We start from the raw sequence: 18,181 nt of genomic DNA, 5'->3' as shown, positions 1-18,181 counted from the left end.
CAAGGCCAGCAATGCTGGCCTTGGAAGCTAACCTCAAGCTACCTCTACGCGTTTTGCTACCACCCTATGTTCGCCTATCGGTGTTAAAACTGGCGAGGACTCAAACGCTGTTTCTGTCAAGCTAAACGACTTTAGAAGCACATCGCGGTCTATATCTAAGAAAACAGCTTTCTCCCAAGTCATATTTGCATAAGAGCGGAAATAGAGAGATCGACTTTCATGATCACGTAAAACAGCCCACTGGGTAATATCACTATTCAGCGGCTCATTGTTTTGGAGCGCCTCAGGAACAACTAACCCACGGGGAATATCAATTCGATTTAGCAGTTTCTCTGCAAGCGTCATTGCCTCTTTGACGGTTTTAGGTCGGTTTGCCAACTGCTGACAGACGTAAGTTTGCACAAAACGCGACGGAGGCGTGGGATCCGCAGGCAAACCAATTAGCCCACTGCCATTCACATTAGTTAATGGTCCAGGCGACCAACAAGAGCGAATGGGAAGAGCATGATTTACTTGGCTGGCTTGCTGTACTTTGTTGGTTWGATTACTGAATTGAGATAGATAGTTTACATGCCAAAGGTAGTCTGAGGAATTCGTCATTACACCAATATACGCATGGTCAACCAACACTTCATAAGCCGAGCAAGGACTGAATCTGCGCACTTTGAAATTATCCACATACGGATCACAGATATCCGTACCTATGGAATCAAACTGCTCTCTTGCCGCATAACAACGATGAATATGCATTTTTCGGTCATACAAAAACTCAATCACGGCACTCTGTCCATCAGCATCATGGATTACATAATGCAATGTCATAGCAACCGCGTCTTCGCCTTCAATACCCAACTGGCTTAGTAATACATAAACAGGATTCTCACTGAGATAATTAACCAACGCCTCAACAGAACTAAAGCTAGATAACACCCATGTTGGAAAAAAAGCAGACCCAATGACAAATGCACTACCGGTGCCATCGACTTGTGCTTTTTTAACTTGTGCAGGAGTTAAGTAATAGGTCATCCCCGGTAAATACAGCGATCCGATTGATAGGCCTTGTGTATTCATACCATCAGAAGCGACATATCCATTCGCGGTTTTTCTGCCCATTTCTTCACTATTACACAGTGCATTGGTATGAATAAAATCATAGTGACCCTGCCAAGATGCTATGAACTCATAAGATTGAATTGTCTGGTTCTCGCTATTTGGCGCAACTAAATCGACTTGGTCCGCTTTACCCATTTCAGTAGAAGGTTGCATCGACACTGTCCATGTACCTTTCCCTTTGCGTTGCCAAACCTGAGTCAATAAATCCACGCCAAACTCCATAGAGCGCGCGGACACGCGCTGCCCGTTTTGAGCCATTACTCTCACATCCATACACATAGTCTTGTCCTCGTTTTAGTTGACAGTGTCGTCTACTTATTTAGACCATAAAGCATCTATAGGTATACAAATCTGTAGGACGGTTGGCGCTTAGTCACACTCTTGTGCGTCCACTGACCGCTGGTAGGGAAATCCTCTATTGAATGTTCATCCAGCATAGACTGTTAATCCCATCACATTTCTGTACAATGCGCGCTCAGTCTTATTTATCTTTACACCCTCCTCGCTTGGCCGTGCATCTCCCGTTTTGAGTATGATGATACGCGCCCTCGTTGAGCATATTCGCTAGGAAACTCTTTTGATTTCAATCGCCAATATCACCATGCAGTTTGGTGCTGAACCGCTATTCGAAAATATCTCTGCCAAATTTGGTAACGGAAACCGCTACGGGTTAATCGGTGCCAATGGCTGTGGCAAATCGACCCTGATGAAAATCATGAGCGGTGCCCTCACCCCAAGTGCAGGGAATGTTTCTATCACACCAGGGCAGACGTTGGGCGAGCTGAGCCAAGACCAATTTGCCTACGAACAGTATTCAGTGATTGATACGGTGATGATGGGTGACCGCAAGCTTTGGGAGATCAAGCAAGAGCGCGAGCGTATTTATTCTCTGCCAGAAATGAGCGAAGAAGACGGCATGGCCGTGGCTGAGCTAGAAAGTCAGTTTGCAGAAATGGACGGTTACACCGCGGAAAGCCGCGCGGGCGATATTCTTTTGCAAGCCGGCATTGCCGAAGAGCTGCACTTTGGCCTGATGGCGCAAGTGGCGCCGGGGTGGAAGTTGCGCGTGCTGCTTGCTCAAGCCCTGTTTGCCAATCCTGATATTTTGCTGTTGGACGAACCGACCAACAACTTGGATATTCACACCATCAACTGGTTGGCGGGTGAGCTGCAACAGCGCCAGTGCACCATGATTATTATCTCGCACGACCGCCACTTCTTGAACGCCGTATGTACCCACATGGCGGATATTGACTACGGTGAACTGCGTGTGTACCCGGGTAACTATGATGACTTTGTTGCGGCATCTAGCTTGGCACGCGAGCAATTGCTATCAAGTAACGCCAAAAAAGAAGCCGAGTTGAGTGAGCTGCAAGACTTTGTGAATCGCTTTGGTGCTAATGCCTCTAAAGCCAAGCAAGCCAGTTCACGCGCCAAACGCATGGAAAAGATCCAGCTTGATGAAGTCAAAGCATCAAGCCGTGTGCACCCTTACATCCAATTTACCGAAAGCAAAAAGCTCCATCGCCAAGCGGTTGAATTGAAAGAGCTGGGTCATGGCTTTGAAGATGGCCTGTTATTCGATAACGGTCACCTACTGCTTGAAGCTGGCTCACGACTGGCTGTGATTGGTGAAAACGGGGTGGGAAAATCAACCCTACTGCGCTGTCTTGTGGGTGAGTTAAGCCACCAGAAAGGCACCATTAAGTGGTCTGAAAATGCCGCGATTGGCTACTGCCCGCAAGATAACAGCGCGGAGTTTGACAACGATCTGACCCTGTTTGAGTGGATGTCACAGTGGCGTACGGCCAAGCATGATGACTTGATCGTGCGTGGAATTTTAGGGCGTTTGTTGTTTTCAGCGGATGACGTGAATAAAAAAGCGAAAAGCTGCTCTGGTGGTGAGAAAAACCGTCTGATGTTCGGCAAACTGATGATGCAAGATATTAATGTGATTGTGATGGACGAGCCAACCAACCACATGGATATGGAAGCGATTGAAGCGCTCAACAAAGGGCTAGAGCAATTCCCCGGTACTTTGATTTTTGTCAGCCATGATCGCGAATTCGTCTCCTCGCTCGCCACTGACATTATTGAGATTAAAGACCAACAGTTGTCGCACTTTAACGGCAGTTACGATGAGTACCTCGCCCACTTAGAAAAAGTACGTGCGGTGGCTTGATCACTTCGGTTATCGATCACCAATAACGACTCACTCGCCCCAGCCATAGTCGATGTCGCTGGGGCGATTTTTTGTTACTGGTCTGTCACTAGCAGCACACTGCCCTCAATCTGCGTCGGCCCGTAAGCAAAGATCTCCGCGTTGCGCACGTCAAACATCAAAATCGTATTATCCGCTTGCACATGGCTATTGCTCCACACGTAAGCGCGTACATCACCACTGCCATAGCCTTCTTCTGAGGTAGAATATGGGAATCCGGCGGCAAATGCCTTTGGATTAAGCGCGGGTTTCATACAGGCATGTTCAGCCAATGAGGCTAGCTCTTTAATATTGGGCATGCGCCATTGCGTGTGGCCGGCAAATTGATGCAGCGGATGCGCTTGGCTTTGATTGATCGCCTGCACTTCATTAAGTGCGGCTTGCCAATACATTCCTGTGCCCTCACCACGGCACGCCTGTTGTTCGGCTTGCCAGGTTTTACCCAGTGGGCAACGCATCCAAGTTAATCCGGTAAAGGTGTCCGTTACCGTGCCATTGTCATCAAAGCTATAACGGACATTCGGTGCCGTTTTGGTTAAATCAATCGAGCATTCTTGGCCCGCCCATGCAGTTACAGATGCGAAGATACTGGCGGCAATGATCAGCTTGTTCATTATTTTTCTCCTTGGGCGACAAGACGAATAGGCAGTTGCCATGAGGTGTAGTCAGACTCGACCTGATCGCTATAGATCTCGAGCGATACCGTCGTGCCACGATCACTGCCTCGTGTTTGCGGCAGCTGGATATAGCGCGCACCCGGCGTCGCAAATGCGGTATATTCGGTTAAGAAAGAGGTGGAAGACCACAGCAAACCGGCATCGTATTCACTGGCAGAGGATTGATGAGGGAAATACTCAGTATCGAGCCCATAAACACGCCCATCGCTATCGGTTTGTGTCTCGCCGAAATCAATCAGGCTATACAGTTCAATAAAAGTGGGTAAGCGCCATTGATCGACGCCACAGATCTGTTGCTGATTTAGGTACGCTTGGTATTGGGCCGTGGTGCAAATACCCTCAGCGTCTTTGCAGCCTGTCGCCTCAGTGTCTTTGTCAAACGGTTCGAACTGCCCGGGCACTTGATAGGCAAAAAGGCGATCCACATATCGCGGGGATTGAGGATCCGTGTGTTTGCTCTCCCATACCAGTCCGCTGCGATTATCTTGCACACAATCCCAAGTGGTCGCGCTATCGGGCAAAGGCTGACCCTTGTCATCCAGTTTGGTGAAGCTAAACCCACCTTCCGTTGCATCAAAACCATAGTCAGCATCTTGACCGGGGTAATCGACAGGCGCGGTGGCAACATTCCCGCTGTCGGAATAATAGCTAACAATGCCGGTATCGTTTACAGGACGCATTTGAGTCCGTTCATCCAACTCAACCAAAATCGCGTTCAGCTCAGCATCGCTCGGAGCACCTTTGAGTAAAACATCCGAGTAACGCGCCAATTCACCGCTTAGTAGCGCTAGCATGCGATTCGCCCGCGTAGGCGTCATCCCCGATATCAGCGATAAAACGTTATTTTCAAGCTGTACAAAACGGTTATCCGCTCCGTTGGTAAGCAAGTCTGCTTGCGTCGTGACGCCCATCGCCTCGAATTGCTCACGTAAATGAGCGACAGCATCTTGATAGGCATCCCCTGCCGCCATGTTGCTAGCGACCAGTGTGCTGATCACATTGATCTCATTGCCGGTAGTCTTACGCACGCCGGGAGCAACAAGGAATGCATTCGCTTGGCGAGGCGCGTCAGCCTGCGCTCCCATTCGTTGCGACGATAACGTGGTCACGCCGGTGTCGATTTGCGCGACAATCGGTGAGGACAAGATCGCTTTATTGGCGCTGGTGAGGGTAAATGCCCCTTGCTCCGCTTGCGTGGTGGGTTCGTTGGCGTTGCAGGCAAAGTCACCATTTAAATCCGCACAAACGGTTTCATTACCGGTGGCATTGGTGGCGCTAATGGTACCAGAGACGCTGTAGGTCGGCGCGATCGAGTCGCTTGCACTCGTTTCTGATCCAGAACCATTACAGCCTGCCAGTAGCAATGCACTGGCGAGTAGAGAGTAGTTAAATTTCATCATATCTATCTTTTTAATAAGGGTGTTAAGGTGATTGAATAACGCGCTATCAGGACTCGCCCTTTCGTGCTCGCCAGCCGCCCCAAAGCAAGCCCACCAGCAGCAGTGGCCATGACAACGCGCCGCCTCCCGAGCTAGCGGTATCGAGCGCATCCTCGGTGCTAAGGTCGGTATCTTGGCAATCGAATCCCGTCACGCGTCCCACTTGCCATGCCACCAGCTCACCACTGCTGCCTTGGGCATAGTCCGTCACTTCAAGACGCCAACTGCCCGCTAGGGGTTCGCCATCAAAGGCTTGTAAAAGATCGTCGTGCTGGCTGGTCCAATAGCGCACTAAGTCATTGCTCTGACGGGCGGTATTGGCATGTAACGTCACCCGTGAGCCTGCGGGGGAGACAAGAACAACGCGTAAATCTGATGGGCTGGCATGGTTGATATGGACATACACGCCAAGATCGGCACGAATGGCATTCGCGTCATCATTAATAATGAAGTTAAAACTCTTGAAACCATTGTTTTGAGCGCCATTACTGGCCACCGATGCATCCGGCAAGGTCGCATTCAGGGTTTGGCGCGATTGGGGGAGTTGGGGCAAGCCTTTAATCACCGTCAAACTGTCTTGCCATTGATGGGTTTGCAGCGTGTCATTAAATTGATAGTCAATTTGCGCCTCAAGAGTCAGCGGCTGACCGCATTGCGCCGCAAGCGGTAGAGGGATAGAAAACGACTGAGCCTGATCGAGTGATTGATTAATGGACGTGGACGCTCCACCCTCCACCTGAATATCACCACGAATTTTGGCTGTGCGCCCTTGTGGTGTTAGGCGTGTGTGGATCGCCGCCGTATCGGCAACATAACGCTGGCTTGTTTCAAAGCGAAACGGTGCTTTGAGCAAACCGTGTTTTTCAAAGTTCGCTTTCAACAAGGCTGCATAGTCGCGTGATGGATAATAGGTTTTAGCCACATAGAGCATGCTTTCTGCCAGATCGTGCATTTTCATGCCCCGGCCTAGCCCAAACATCGATTCCAGCACCAAGGTATCCATTTCTTTAAAAGCGGATTCACCATACAGCGCGACGGCTTGCTTGAGGGTTTGGAACAAAGGCGTCGACCAAAGCTCATCCCCTAATTCACCACCGACGTTTTCGTGCGCGCGGTATTCACTGCTCTCAAAATAGCGCGCTTTTTGATTCCACAAACTGCGCGTACCTTGCTTAAAACCGAAATAACCATCCCAGTTAAAGACGGTATCAATCTCGAAGTCATCACCTTGTTGATACAAGGTACGATAGCTGGCAGAGCCCGCCCAATAGTCAGCAAATCCCTCACCCAAGGCGCCAGTGTGGCCGTACGCCCAGTCGGGCAAAATATGGTAGTGAATGCCGTGGGCCAGCTCATGGACCACGACATCGGCGTCAAGTGTATCGGGCGAGCCAGACGCCCCAAACATCACAGCGTTAGGACCCACATAGTAAGACGAGTTGTTCGAACTTAAGGCGTGAGCATCAAAGCGTACCGGACCATCAAATAATGAATACCCTAACGAGGACACATATTGCAGGGACTTATCCAAATGATAAAACGCCATCATTTGTGCAAAGTCTTGACTATCAAAAGGCAACGCTGTGAGCGAAGCATGGCTCGCAAACTGTGTGACACCGTCCGGATTTAAAAACGAGACACTGTCACTTTTCTGCCATTGTCCAGACTCAGGGTTTTTGTCTTCAAAGGCGATCGCATCAACGGCTTGGACTCTGGGATTACTCAGGTAGAGCGTGCCGTCCACATCCAATAAAGAGACATCACGCATAACGAAGCGTGGCGCGTGGGGATAATCCGCCAGCGTTGTCCAGAGCGTCTCGGGGGCGGGCTGTTTGTCCATACTACGCAGATCCGGATCAACCACATTGACGGTGCGCGTCACTAGCTCTCCGTCTGATAGCGCTGGCGGCGCATCCGCGATCAGGCGACGCGGGATCTCAATAGCCGCCTCTTTCACTGCCTCACCCTGTCGGATCATGGTGTCGGTTAGGCTTTTATACACCCGAGTCACCAAACCGTGTTTGTCGGTATGTAACACCAACGTACGCTGCGGCTGATACTCGCCACCACGGTAAATATCAAAGTTATACTGACGACCAAGCAAACTGCTGGTTTGGTAGCGCAACGACAGCTCCCCCACTGACGGATAATGGGTGCGCAAATACTGCTGTGCTTGAGTGGCATCACTTGCTTGATAATTGCCCGCAGGGTAATCCCATTCCCCTGCCATGACATTGGCACTGGCAAGTACCAACGTCACAAGACTGATCGCTGATTTCATGGTTCTTCCTTAAAATGCATAACGTGCATTGAGGGTGAAGTAACGACCGGGCTCGGTCGAAAAACGGGTTTGTGACTCAGAAATACCGGCAACGTCTTGATAACGAATGTATTCGCGGTCTAACACGTTATAGACATTGAGATTGATAGAAGCATGAGACGAGAGCTGATAGCCCAAGCCAAGGTCAACGCTCGCCCAGCCAGACGTCTGAGCACACTCAGTGCGGGTGCCTAACTCGGTGTAACACATGGGCGTGCGGGTCATCTGATCTGCCCAGTTCAAACGGGTATAACCGTTAAACGATTGGTTATCGAAGTGAAGCGACAGGCTGCCTTCGAGGGGGGCTAAGTTGCGAACATACTCGTCATTGTCGTCTTTGCCAGAGATCCAGCCGATCTGACTTTTCGCTTGCCATTGATCGGTAAATGCGTAGGCCGCTGATGCCTCAACGCCATACGTTTTTACACCATCAAGGTTTTCATAGCGTTTCTCAAACAGGCCGGTTTCCGCATTAAAACCCTGATCGGCAATATCAATAAACTGGCTAAACCGGTTGTAATATGCCGCGGTATACAAGCGCAGCTTGCCGTCATCATATTTGGCCCCGAGCTCAAAACTATCGCTGGTTTCCGCGTCAAGCGACGGATTGGGCAGCACCACAAATGGCGTCACCGGCACAGAGGCGTGGTTAGAGTAGCCATAGCTTTTGTCGTATTCAGGCGCTCGATAACCATGCTTATAACTGAGGTAGGTATTGAACGCGGGCGTCCAGTGATAAGCCACCGAAGCACTGGGCGATAACGCTGCACTGTTATTGTCCGCCACACTCGCCATGCCAATGGCTTGGGGATCGTCTGCGCTTAATCGGTACGCATCAGCACGTAGACCCAGCATGACACGCCACTGCCCGATACTCATTGCATCTTGCGCATAAACACCTAACGCATAACTCCGTGCTGGCGCGAACGGTTGCGTATCACTCACCGTTACGCCGTTCCAATCGAGGGTCGTTTTCGTCACAGGGCGTTCATGGTAAGCCGTTTCTAACACACCACCGTAAACCAGCGTATGCACCACATCTCCGCTGATTTGCTCAGCGTTGGCGTCTACCGACCAACCGATTGACTGGTCTTGAAAACGGCGATCATCCAGCACCCGACGTTGCTCATTGATGTTTCTAACCAAGGCTGCTGGGCGTGATATTCACTGCCAAGCCAAAATTGCGTGGTTTCGATTTGTTCGGCTTGATCAAACGTTTTGATATCCCACTTACCGTCAGGTTGAATCGATGCTGTCCCTTCTTGTCGCGATGCATCTTCACGGTAGAGCTTGGCTCGAGCACTTAGCTTCCAACGATCGGAGACATAATGATCCAGACGCAACGACGCACTGCCACCATCCAAAGTACGGTTGTACAAATCTTGCTGGTAATTACGGGTTTCTTCCCCTTCCCAGTAGCTCACATCGAGCAACGCACTGGTATCACCATGACGGAGCGCGAGACGACTGCCGACTCGGCCTTTATCACTGAGCTCGCTGTAGGTAACTTGCGCGTCGGCGAACAGATCCTTGTTGCGGAGGAGATCGTCCGCGGACTGCGATGTCACGATCACAGCACCGCCTAATGCACCTGAACCGTAACTGGTTGAGCTAGCGCCTTTCACGACTTGGATTTGCTTTGCGCTTGCGATATCAAAGGAATTACGCCCTGCTTTATCATTCAAATCAGCGGCACCGAACCCATCCGCGACTGGAACGCCATCTTCCACTATCAAGATACGGTTACCGGACATGCCGCGAATAGTGATGTTTTGAGGGCGACCCGCTCCGCCTGTCACACTGACACCCGGTTCATTTGTGAGTGCATCATAGAGCTCGGTGGCGCCTTTTTTTTGGATATCTTCGCCACGATAAATGGCGACCGAACCCGCTGTATCTGATGGTAATTCAGCAAATTTATTGGCCGTGACGACCACCGTCTCGACGTGGCGATTGGTCGCGTCACCAGAGGTATTCTCCTCGGTGTTGACAGAATTGGCGTGCACGGTGCCAGTAGCCAGTGCCGTCAGCACTGCCACAGAGACAGAAGACAATTTCATTTAATACTCCGGTTAGTTCACACGCTTCAGTTGGTGTAAGAGAAAGGCATAGTCGGTCGCTTGTTGCGTCAGCCCATGACGCGCATCGGCTTGGTGGCCACGGGAAAAATCTGTCAACAACAAATAAGGGCCCGATCGGGTGCTGGTTGCGGCTAAATGCGAAAGGTATTGCGCCCCTTCCCAAAAAGGCACACGCTGATCGTCCCAGCCGACACGCACCAGCATAGGGGGATAAGGTTTTTGCTGGATGTTGCGCAAAGGATCATAGCCTTGCATAACCTCGCGCTGATCGCTCTGCGCAGGATTGCCCCATTCTTGGTATTGCTGTGCCGTTAACGGCAACGCCGGGTTGGCCATACTGCCCAGAACATCAACAAACGGAACATTGAGGCTAGCGGCAGCAAACGTTGCGGGCGCTTGGTTAAGTGCCGCGGCAACCAAGGTACCGCCAGCGCTTGAGCCCACAGCCGCGACTGCACGCTGTCCGTCTTGATAACGGCCCATCGCTTTAGCGACATCAATAAAATCTTGGATGCCATGCTTTTTATTCATCCCGCTGCCTGCTTGGTGCCATGTTGCACCGTAATAGCCTCCGCCACGCACATGCGCAATTGCATAGATGACGCCTCGGTCCATTAGCGAGACAGTTTGCGGCATATAATACGGCTTCATGGTAAAGCCATACGCGCCATACCCATACAGCACGACTGGCGATGACGGGGTCAGCGCATCTTTGCGGTACGCCAACGTAACCGGAATACGATGCGGTCCGACGTACAAGCGTTCAGAGTGATAACGAGATGCATCAAAGTCGGGGTAATGATCGGCACTGACTTCACGACGTGTGCCGGATTTAAGATCCAGCGCTTCCCATCGTGGTGGCTGTACGAGCGACATACTGCGAATAAACAATTGATTGCTAGCATAGTCGCCTCCGCGCGCAAACCAAGCGATCTGCCCTTGTGCCGCCAAAGGCTGCTTAACCACGCGCTCACCGTCCGCATTAAGTAAGATAAACCACTGCTCACCCTCGTACTGTTGGGTGAGGACAATGCCATCTTCGAAAAGGTAAAACGTGTTTAACTCAGCGCCCGGCTCGGCAGCATAAACGACGTGCCAATCATTCGGTGTCGCGACGGCAGCGCGATAAAACTGCTTGGTTCCTTGGTGGTTGCTCAGCATCCATAACGCATCATCCGTCTTGTCGAGATAGTATTCGACATCCGGTTGACGCGCTTTGAGCGGTGCAGACAGGCTGCCTTCATTCAGACGGAGTACACGCTGTTCGGTCGACGATTCATTGTTGACTTGCACAATGGCCGTATCTGTGTGGCTAGCACGGTATACCGACAACAACCAAGCAGGATCGACTTCTTCATACACCAAGCTATCGCCACCGGTAGAGCCTATTTCATGGCGGAACAACTGGCTGGGACGCGCAGTTTTCGCCTCTTTGCCGACATAGTAGAACTGCTGATTATTCGGCGACCAGATGACAGATGCATCAGCCCCGGTGGCAATAATATCGGCTTGCCCTGATTGGCGGTTGATCAGCACGATGCGGTAGTCTTCCTCACCGTGAATATCCTCGGCAATGGCGAGCCATTGTCCATTGGGACTTAACGACCAACTCCCTAGCTGGTAATACGCATGCTCAGCCGCTCGCGCCTCAATGTTGAGCAATGTCGATGCTTTTTCGCTACCAGCTTCTTTTTCGCGAACGGCTTCTTGTTCGCTGGCGGCATTGCGCACACGCAGCACGCGCTCACCATTAACCCGTGTTTGTAAAAACTCGAGACCATCGCGCGCTAACCAAGGTTCGGAACCGGTTTGCGGTGTACGCTCCCATTCACTCAATAGCTCATCACGAATCGATTGACTCGCAGTCAACGACTGTTGCGCATGCTGATTTTGGCGTTCCAGATATGCCCGAATTTTATCCTGTTGTTGCGTCACATTTTGCAGCCACGAAAATGACGACAACGTATTCGTTTCATCATCGCTATGGCTCAATGGCGACACAAACATAAGCCCGATTAACAGCGCATTCACTAACTTCATGTTATAAAAACATTAAATTGGGGGTAAGTTCAGGGCGCGCATCATAGATGCAAATACGATTGAGATCAATTATCATTTGTAATGATCTTTGAAGGAGATCTCATTCAATCATATTGACTGTAATAAAGCGTTGTTATTTAAGCTGTAACGAGATAAAAGGCGACCATGAAGCGCAAACGACCTATCACCCTACACGCGCCAACTCAAACACTTGGATTGCTGATAATCGTCGCGCTAGTGAGTGTGGGTGTTCATTATTCATCGCTTGCCGAGACGTGGGTGTGGCAACGAAGTGCACTTGCTTCAGGCCAAGCATGGCGCGTGGTGACGGGCAATTTTATTCATCACAACGTCTTCCATTTACTGACCAACATGACGGGATTAGGCATATTCGGCCTGATGTTTTATCGCCATATCAGCGCCGGTACGCTGGCTTCGCTGATCTTGTGGCTTGCGTGTGTGGTTGGTCTGGTGATGTGGTGGAGCCCCTATCAGCAATATATGGGTCTATCTGGGGTGTTGTATGGATTATTTATGTATGGAGGAATAAGCACTATTCACACCCCTAGCGGGAAATGGATTGCCTTAATTACTAGCGTAAAATGTGTGGGAGATGCTCTCGCGGGTCAAGCTCTGCCTATGCGTGCCGCATTGGGTATCGATATTGCTCACCTCGCTCATGCTGGAGGGATCGTCGGGGCGCTGGCCTTTTTTGCCCTCAAAAAGCGGATCCAACATCGCACCATATCAGCTAAAAACACCGACCTTGCACTGTCTTAGTGGTCTGCGACTTTCATTCACCGCCATTTACCGCTATACCTACATCACTCTCGGTTGATAATAGGTGCCTTCTATGAAAGCGACACTGCCAGCACTTACGCTTGCTGCCATATTAATCTCTCCCTCCAGTCAGGCGTTGTTTGGTCAAGGTAATACCACCACGGATGTGATGACCCAAATGGCGACCCAATTTGCGGACGATCAAGCCAGTGAATCACCGCTTGTACAAGCGATTACCGAGCAAGTGGATGTTAGCCCGACTCAAGCGGCTGGCGGCGCAAGTGCCCTGCTAGCGATGGCGGCGAATCAGCTCTCCGGTAACCAGCAGCAAGAGCTGGCAAGTCTGCGTCCTGATTTATCGTCCCTTTCATCATTACTGGGTGACAGTGGCATTGGCGATAACATTGGTTCGCTCGAGAGTTTATATAACGTGGCTGACACGCTCGGCATTGATGCGGCCACCTTGCAACAATTTGTACCGATTGTACTCGATTATTTAGGCCAGCAAGGTGCCAGTGAGGGTTTACTCAGTGCACTAACAGGGCTTTGGCCTTAGTGTTCGCTTAAACGTTTTCATCGACGCGCGGCGCTTAACCGCGCCTTAGTGCGTTCTCTCAAGCAAAACGGATCGAGACACGTTATCATAGCGGCCTTGTTGTTTTAGCCGGTGTGATTATGCCTGCCTTTTCATTGTCCGCGATCCCTATAGGGATCCGCTTTATGCTCCTTTCCGCGTTCGGCTTCGCGGTCATGTCCGCCTGTGTTAAATATGTCAGCCTACATGGTATCCCGCTTTTTGAGATTGTCGCTGCACGGGCGTTAGTATCGCTCATCATCAGCTACACCGATGTCAAACGAAAAGGCTTGTCGCCCTTTGGCAATAATAAACCGCTACTATTGCTGCGCGGCGTATTAGGGACTGCCGCACTTATGTGCGTGTATTACGCCGTCACCACCCTACCGCTCGCCGAAGCCACTGTATTGCAATACATGCACCCCGTTTTTACTGCGGTACTTGGATTTATCGTGCTGAAAGAGCGATTACAAGGCGCCACCTTAGTATCCATTGCCCTGTGTTTGGGCGGCCTTTATCTGATGGTACAACCCAACCTCAATACATCGATCGATAGCGCACTTCCGCCCTTTAGTGTCGCTATCGCATTGCTGGGGGCTTTAGGGAGTTCGGTGGCCTACGTGATTGTACGAAAACTCAGCCGCAGCGAAGACAGCTCGGTGATCATCCTATACTTCCCGATGGTCGCTCTGCCGGTCTCGGTGGTGTTAATGTGGCCAGAGTTTGTGATGCCAAGTTTGCCACTCACATTCTTATTGGTGTTAGTGGGTGTGTTTACTCAAATCGGCCAGTATGGGCTCACCAAAGCCATGCAAACACAACAGGCTGGCGAAGCGTCAGCCTATGCGTATGTGCAAATCGTGTTTTCTACTTTAATTGGGATAGCGATCTTTCAAGAGCTGCCGTCCATGTGGACGTATCTCGGTGGTGGGCTGATTGTGGCAGGCGCATTGTTCAATGCCTTGGGACACCGCCTCTTTCGGCGACGTTTGATGTAGTTCGGCACGAAGATAGTTAGAAGACGTGAGCATGGCCTCAAAAGAGGCCATGTTATTGTTTTGCTTTTCTGATCAGGCAACTTGATGCATTTCTGCACGCGTTTCCGTCAACGCGTTTATCGCCAAGCGTAGATCTTGCTCTAGGGTATGCAACCAGGCATAACGCTTGGTGTATAAACGTCGCTTACTGCCGCTAAGCTGGGTAACATCTTTGCGTATTGGCTGCATCGGTAAGGCATACATATACCGACTCAATGACATCCCATCATATTCGCGCCAAAGCTCATCATAATCAAACGTCACCACATTCCGCTTAGAGGTGATGTAACGGATCGCTTTATAAATATGGCCTTTGTTAGACACCGCGTAGCAGCGCTCGGCACCCATGATACGGCCCAGCATCAACACCAGCTCTAACATCAAAGCTTTGGTGCGCAATCCATGCGCCGTTTTCGTCAACATTTTAATGATCTGATGACGATCAGGTACGCTATCACTCGGACCTTGCAAGGCACCGATATAGAGCTCTCGCCCCTCACGGTTGAAGTGGAACGAAATGCTGTACACGCCTTGCTTGCTCTCCACGTCATACAAGGACAAACCCAGTGCCCCTTCGCGAATTGCACCACGATAAAAGCGCACGCCATATTGACGGCCATTATTGGCAGTAAAGCTGACAAGAGGCAGACCCGCGACTGAGAAAATGGTGCTGCAATGACGGCCAAAGGTATTCGCCATAAAACGATAATGGTCATGCAGCATTGCAACCCGCTCAGGCATGCTCAGTGAGACATTGAGGTAAGGTTTAAGCGGTTTAGTGATCACTTCTGGATAGTCAGCCAATACCGGCGCCAAATAGGGCTCGTTAAAGACCTCAATCATGCGTTCCATAATGGTTGGAAATGCCGAACCCAACGCACAAAAACGCCAGTTTTTACTCACTACACGCCATCCTTTGCTGTTCGGATAAATTCTTTCAGCCCACTCCACAAGGCTCATTCGATGTTGTTTACTGATATTCATCACAGCCACACCCACTTCATTGTGTCGCATAAAACGCGTTAAAGAAGGCTGACTATAACCAGCAAGTCACAAAAAGGCTGTCGCAAGAATGTACGAGAGTGTCAGAGTTTGTCGGCGGCTACGACAAATAACGTGCCTAAGCTGCCTATGCGGCAGTGAACGATGACAACGTGTATTCCCTAGAGCGCAAATTTTTCTAAGCTGCCTATGCGGCAGTGAACCCGAAGTCGAAACACTTTCGGGCTCCGATGTATTTCTAAGCTGCCTATGCGGCAGTGAACGTGGTGCAATAGTCACAGTGACTGCCGATAATTTTCTAAGCTGCCTATGCGGCAGTGAACTTTTACCTACCGCTCCGTCCAGTTGTTGAATTTTTCTAAGCTGCCTATGCGGCAGTGAACGAAATCAAGAAAGAGCTTGATGAGATGGAGAATTTCTAAGCTGCCTATGCGGCAGTGAACGGAAGCCCCGGCCGAGGAAGCGCAATTCTTTGTTTCTAAGCTGCCTATGCGGCAGTGAACCTGAACAGCTCCAGCCGTTTAGCGAAAAGCTGTTTCTAAGCTGCCTATGCGGCAGTGAACGGCCTCAGAGCACTGTCATAACCGACCTGAAATTTCTAAGCTGCCTATGCGGCAGTGAACACATCACCAGAGCTGTTTATTGATGGCAATTTTTTCTAAGCTGCCTATGCGGCAGTGAACCGAATGGACGCGGGGTTCCGAGAAATCACTCATTTCTAAGCTGCCTATGCGGCAGTGAACGGGATAATCGCGCTAAAACCTTGGTGCTCAAATTTCTAAGCTGCCTATGCGGCAGTGAACTGGGTTCGCCTCGGCGCGTTGCTGCAGTTCGTTTTCTAAGCTGCCTATGCGGCAGTGAACAAATACCTCTGGAATGCCGATAGCGACGGCGCTTTCTAAGCTGCCTATGCGGCAGTGAACTTGGCGTGTCGCTCGATTCGAGCCAGTTTTCCTTTCTAAGCTGCCTATGCGGCAGTGAACCCAAGACGCCCACGATTACCTGTGCGGCGTTTTTTCTAAGCTGCCTATGCGGCAGTGAACGCAAAAATGCTATTCTCATACAAATTTCCTAGTTTCTAAGCTGCCTATGCGGCAGTGAACAGCTTGGATTGTCATTTATGAGTAGCGATGGATTTCTAAGCTGCCTATGCGGCAGTGAACCTAGCAATGACCGAGTTAACTAATAAGACATGTTTCTAAGCTGCCTATGCGGCAGTGAACCGCTTGCAAGGCGGCGGCGTCTTCGGCTTTCATTTCTAAGCTGCCTATGCGGCAGTGAACAACGGCTACATCAACGCGCTTCGTGATATTAATTTCTAAGCTGCCTATGCGGCAGTGAACACAACGATTGGGACGGGCAGACCGGAAGCGATTTTCTAAGCTGCCTATGCGGCAGTGAACATTTTGCTGGCTGTCGTGGTGACCGCTTTTGTTTTCTAAGCTGCCTATGCGGCAGTGAACTCTTTGATCACCGGATTGGTTGGGCTCATGTTTTTCTAAGCTGCCTATGCGGCAGTGAACTATAGAATAACCTAACAATCATCTGTTACAACAGGCCGTTAGGATAAAAATGGCCTTTTACCCTTGTTAAAAGGCGCTTTCCGTAACGCTTTGTATTTATTGCTTATTTTTGAGCGGCCAAAAAAGAAGGGTCACAAGGGTATCAACTTATCACATATGTTGAAGCAGAGCCCTCTTAAGTCACGCAGATGTGCCAGTTCTAAACATGTTGCAAGGCGCGACATTTTGTTGCATATTAACCAGTGAAGATTTATAAACGAGGTAGTGAATCATGCCAACCAGTGTACGGTTAGATGATGAGTTTGTGTCAGATGTAAAAGTGCATGCAGAAGCTGAAATGCGCTCCGTGCCCAAGCAAATTGAGTACTGGGCAAAAATTGGGAAAATCATGACTGAGAACCCTGATTTACCCTATAGCTTTGTGCAAGAGGCGCTGATTGCATCTGAAGAAGTTAAACTTGGTAAGGTAAAACGTTATGAGCGACGGACCCCAAAACAATCAGATTGATGTTTTCGTCTCTCGTGTTTTTGAAAAGCAGATGAACAAGTTGTCCGAGGCGCAGTGTGAAGTGGTCGAGGACGAGATAGACAGAATCATTGAAGATCCCACGCTTGGCACCCAGAAAAAAGGCGATCTGTCTTATCTTTGGGTGCACAAGTTCAAGCTCGATAGGCAAGAAGTGTTACTTGGCTACGCTTGGATTGAAAACAAACTCGAGCTCTATCTGCTTAATATCAGCTCGCACGAGAATTTCTACGCGACGATGAAAAAGCGCAGAAAAGCGGATTTAACGATCATCGGCGCGACGCCGAATCGACGCTAGCGGTGTCATTTCTAAAGCTCTAATTAGCGAATTTGATGACTTGTCGAAATCATACTGACTACGATATCGTTAAGTAGCCGTCCTCGAAAATTTGTAACTACTGCGTTTCTTTGTGAATCTATTTTATTCATATCACTATCATTGATTTTACCATCGCATGTGGGAGCGTAGACTATCATCGCAGTGTTATCTTTTTTCAATTGGATAATTTCGTCAAACGCAGCCGAATCAACGCTACTATAATGAACCACATAAAAAGAATAACTCTCAGCTTTTTTTAAACAATCTTTGTCAATCTTGACTATATTTTTTTCCTTGAACAATCCTGAGTCTAGAATGACTGACTTTAAATCTTCATACTTATCAGTTGCAAATATAGCAATTTTTCTCTGAGACAACCCTTTACCTATTCGATACCAAACAGGAACGAACCCTCGAATGACATAAAAAAGGGTACAAAAAAGTCCAAAAACAGATAGTAATGTAAAAAGACCACCCATAACGCTAAAAAAAGGGTGATCAAAAAAAGTAAAAAATTTCTCCATAACAC

The 18,181-nt window shown here is 49.7% G+C and carries 13 protein-coding genes, 1 pseudogene and 1 CRISPR repeat array; of the genes and pseudogenes, 6 read left to right on the top strand and 8 right to left on the bottom strand.

Annotation, left to right across the window (positions count from 1 at the left end; translation table 11 throughout):
- Positions 1-33: 33 nt before the first annotated feature.
- Positions 34-1,371: a linear amide C-N hydrolase gene (locus BZJ17_RS05945; protein WP_277868793.1), complete on the bottom strand. Its 1,338-nt coding sequence runs from the start codon at positions 1,369-1,371 to the stop codon at positions 34-36.
- Between the two features lie 319 nt (positions 1,372-1,690).
- Between BZJ17_RS05945 and BZJ17_RS05940 the strand changes: the two genes are divergently transcribed.
- The gene (locus BZJ17_RS05940) at positions 1,691-3,295 is read left to right on the top strand and encodes an ABC-F family ATPase (RefSeq protein ID WP_077640106.1); all 1,605 of its coding nucleotides are present in this window, start codon (positions 1,691-1,693) and stop codon (positions 3,293-3,295) included.
- 74 nt (positions 3,296-3,369) lie between these two features.
- Here BZJ17_RS05940 and BZJ17_RS05935 read toward each other — a convergent pair whose 3' ends face one another.
- From BZJ17_RS05935 to BZJ17_RS05915, 5 genes and pseudogenes are all read right to left on the bottom strand, one after another.
- A complete protein-coding gene (locus BZJ17_RS05935; protein ID WP_077640105.1) occupies positions 3,370-3,948 on the bottom strand; it encodes a DUF1566 domain-containing protein in 579 nt (192 codons plus the stop codon).
- A complete protein-coding gene (locus BZJ17_RS05930; RefSeq protein ID WP_157893166.1) occupies positions 3,948-5,411 on the bottom strand; it encodes a DUF1566 domain-containing protein in 1,464 nt (487 codons plus the stop codon). The genes BZJ17_RS05935 and BZJ17_RS05930 overlap by 1 nt, the downstream gene beginning before the upstream one ends.
- 46 nt (positions 5,412-5,457) lie before the next feature.
- Positions 5,458-7,731, bottom strand: coding sequence for a proprotein convertase P-domain-containing protein (locus BZJ17_RS05925; protein WP_077640103.1), 2,274 nt, complete (start codon positions 7,729-7,731; stop codon positions 5,458-5,460).
- Between the two features lie 9 nt (positions 7,732-7,740).
- Positions 7,741-9,830 (bottom strand): annotated as a pseudogene (locus BZJ17_RS05920) (TonB-dependent hemoglobin/transferrin/lactoferrin family receptor).
- A gap of 12 nt (positions 9,831-9,842) precedes the next feature.
- Positions 9,843-11,891, bottom strand: coding sequence for a prolyl oligopeptidase family serine peptidase (locus BZJ17_RS05915; RefSeq protein WP_077640102.1), 2,049 nt, complete (start codon positions 11,889-11,891; stop codon positions 9,843-9,845).
- Positions 11,892-12,056: 165 nt separating this feature from the next.
- Here BZJ17_RS05915 and rrtA point away from each other — a divergent pair, with 165 nt between their 5' ends.
- From rrtA to BZJ17_RS05900, 3 genes are all read left to right on the top strand, one after another.
- Positions 12,057-12,671 carry a rhombosortase gene (gene rrtA / locus BZJ17_RS05910; RefSeq protein WP_077640101.1) on the top strand — a complete coding sequence of 205 codons (615 nt, stop codon included), beginning with the start codon at positions 12,057-12,059 and terminating at the stop codon, positions 12,669-12,671.
- A gap of 73 nt (positions 12,672-12,744) precedes the next feature.
- On the top strand, positions 12,745-13,227 hold the full coding sequence (locus BZJ17_RS05905; RefSeq protein ID WP_077455856.1) for a DUF2780 domain-containing protein: 483 nt from the start codon (positions 12,745-12,747) through the stop codon (positions 13,225-13,227).
- A gap of 119 nt (positions 13,228-13,346) precedes the next feature.
- The gene (locus BZJ17_RS05900) at positions 13,347-14,243 is read left to right on the top strand and encodes a DMT family transporter (protein WP_077640100.1); all 897 of its coding nucleotides are present in this window, start codon (positions 13,347-13,349) and stop codon (positions 14,241-14,243) included.
- Between the two features lie 72 nt (positions 14,244-14,315).
- On the opposite strand, the gene BZJ17_RS05895 is transcribed toward BZJ17_RS05900, so the two are convergent.
- The gene (locus BZJ17_RS05895; RefSeq protein ID WP_131826800.1) at positions 14,316-15,296 is read right to left on the bottom strand and encodes a VirK/YbjX family protein; all 981 of its coding nucleotides are present in this window, start codon (positions 15,294-15,296) and stop codon (positions 14,316-14,318) included.
- 103 nt (positions 15,297-15,399) lie between these two features.
- A CRISPR array of direct repeats spans positions 15,400-16,807; the repeat unit is 28 nt; unit sequence TTTCTAAGCTGCCTATGCGGCAGTGAAC.
- A 271-nt stretch (positions 16,808-17,078) separates the two neighbouring features.
- On the opposite strand from BZJ17_RS05895, the gene BZJ17_RS05890 reads away from it, so the two are divergent.
- A complete protein-coding gene (locus BZJ17_RS05890; protein WP_069586499.1) occupies positions 17,079-17,315 on the top strand; it encodes a hypothetical protein in 237 nt (78 codons plus the stop codon).
- Complete coding sequence (locus tag BZJ17_RS05885; RefSeq protein WP_077640099.1) at positions 17,284-17,631, top strand: type II toxin-antitoxin system RelE/ParE family toxin; 348 nt, start codon at positions 17,284-17,286, stop codon at positions 17,629-17,631. The genes BZJ17_RS05890 and BZJ17_RS05885 overlap by 32 nt, the downstream gene beginning before the upstream one ends.
- 23 nt (positions 17,632-17,654) lie before the next feature.
- Here the strand turns inward: BZJ17_RS05885 and BZJ17_RS17190 are convergent.
- Positions 17,655-18,181 (bottom strand): hypothetical protein (locus tag BZJ17_RS17190; RefSeq protein ID WP_077640098.1); only part of this gene is annotated, 527 nt, incomplete at its 5' end.

Source organism: Salinivibrio sp. IB574, assembly GCF_001996205.1.
Classification (GTDB): domain Bacteria; phylum Pseudomonadota; class Gammaproteobacteria; order Enterobacterales; family Vibrionaceae; genus Salinivibrio; species Salinivibrio proteolyticus.
The sequence above is the reverse complement of the archived record's forward strand: the minus strand, read 5'-3'. Positions and strand labels throughout refer to the sequence as shown.

What these genes read in the sequence shown, in the direction of transcription:
- BZJ17_RS05935 (WP_077640105.1), bottom strand. Translation starts at nt 3,948, where the DNA reads ATGAACAAGCTGATCATTGCCGCCAGTATCTTCGCATCTGTAACTGCA.
- BZJ17_RS05930 (WP_157893166.1), bottom strand. Translation starts at nt 5,411, where the DNA reads ATGATGAAATTTAACTACTCTCTACTCGCCAGTGCATTGCTACTGGCA.
- BZJ17_RS05925 (WP_077640103.1), bottom strand. Translation starts at nt 7,731, where the DNA reads ATGAAATCAGCGATCAGTCTTGTGACGTTGGTACTTGCCAGTGCCAAT.
- BZJ17_RS05915 (WP_077640102.1), bottom strand. Translation starts at nt 11,891, where the DNA reads ATGAAGTTAGTGAATGCGCTGTTAATCGGGCTTATGTTTGTGTCGCCA.
- rrtA (WP_077640101.1), top strand. Translation starts at nt 12,057, where the DNA reads ATGAAGCGCAAACGACCTATCACCCTACACGCGCCAACTCAAACACTT.
- BZJ17_RS05905 (WP_077455856.1), top strand. Translation starts at nt 12,745, where the DNA reads ATGAAAGCGACACTGCCAGCACTTACGCTTGCTGCCATATTAATCTCT.
- BZJ17_RS05900 (WP_077640100.1), top strand. Translation starts at nt 13,347, where the DNA reads ATGCCTGCCTTTTCATTGTCCGCGATCCCTATAGGGATCCGCTTTATG.
- BZJ17_RS05895 (WP_131826800.1), bottom strand. Translation starts at nt 15,296, where the DNA reads ATGCGACACAATGAAGTGGGTGTGGCTGTGATGAATATCAGTAAACAA.
- BZJ17_RS05890 (WP_069586499.1), top strand. Translation starts at nt 17,079, where the DNA reads ATGCCAACCAGTGTACGGTTAGATGATGAGTTTGTGTCAGATGTAAAA.
- BZJ17_RS05885 (WP_077640099.1), top strand. Translation starts at nt 17,284, where the DNA reads ATGAGCGACGGACCCCAAAACAATCAGATTGATGTTTTCGTCTCTCGT.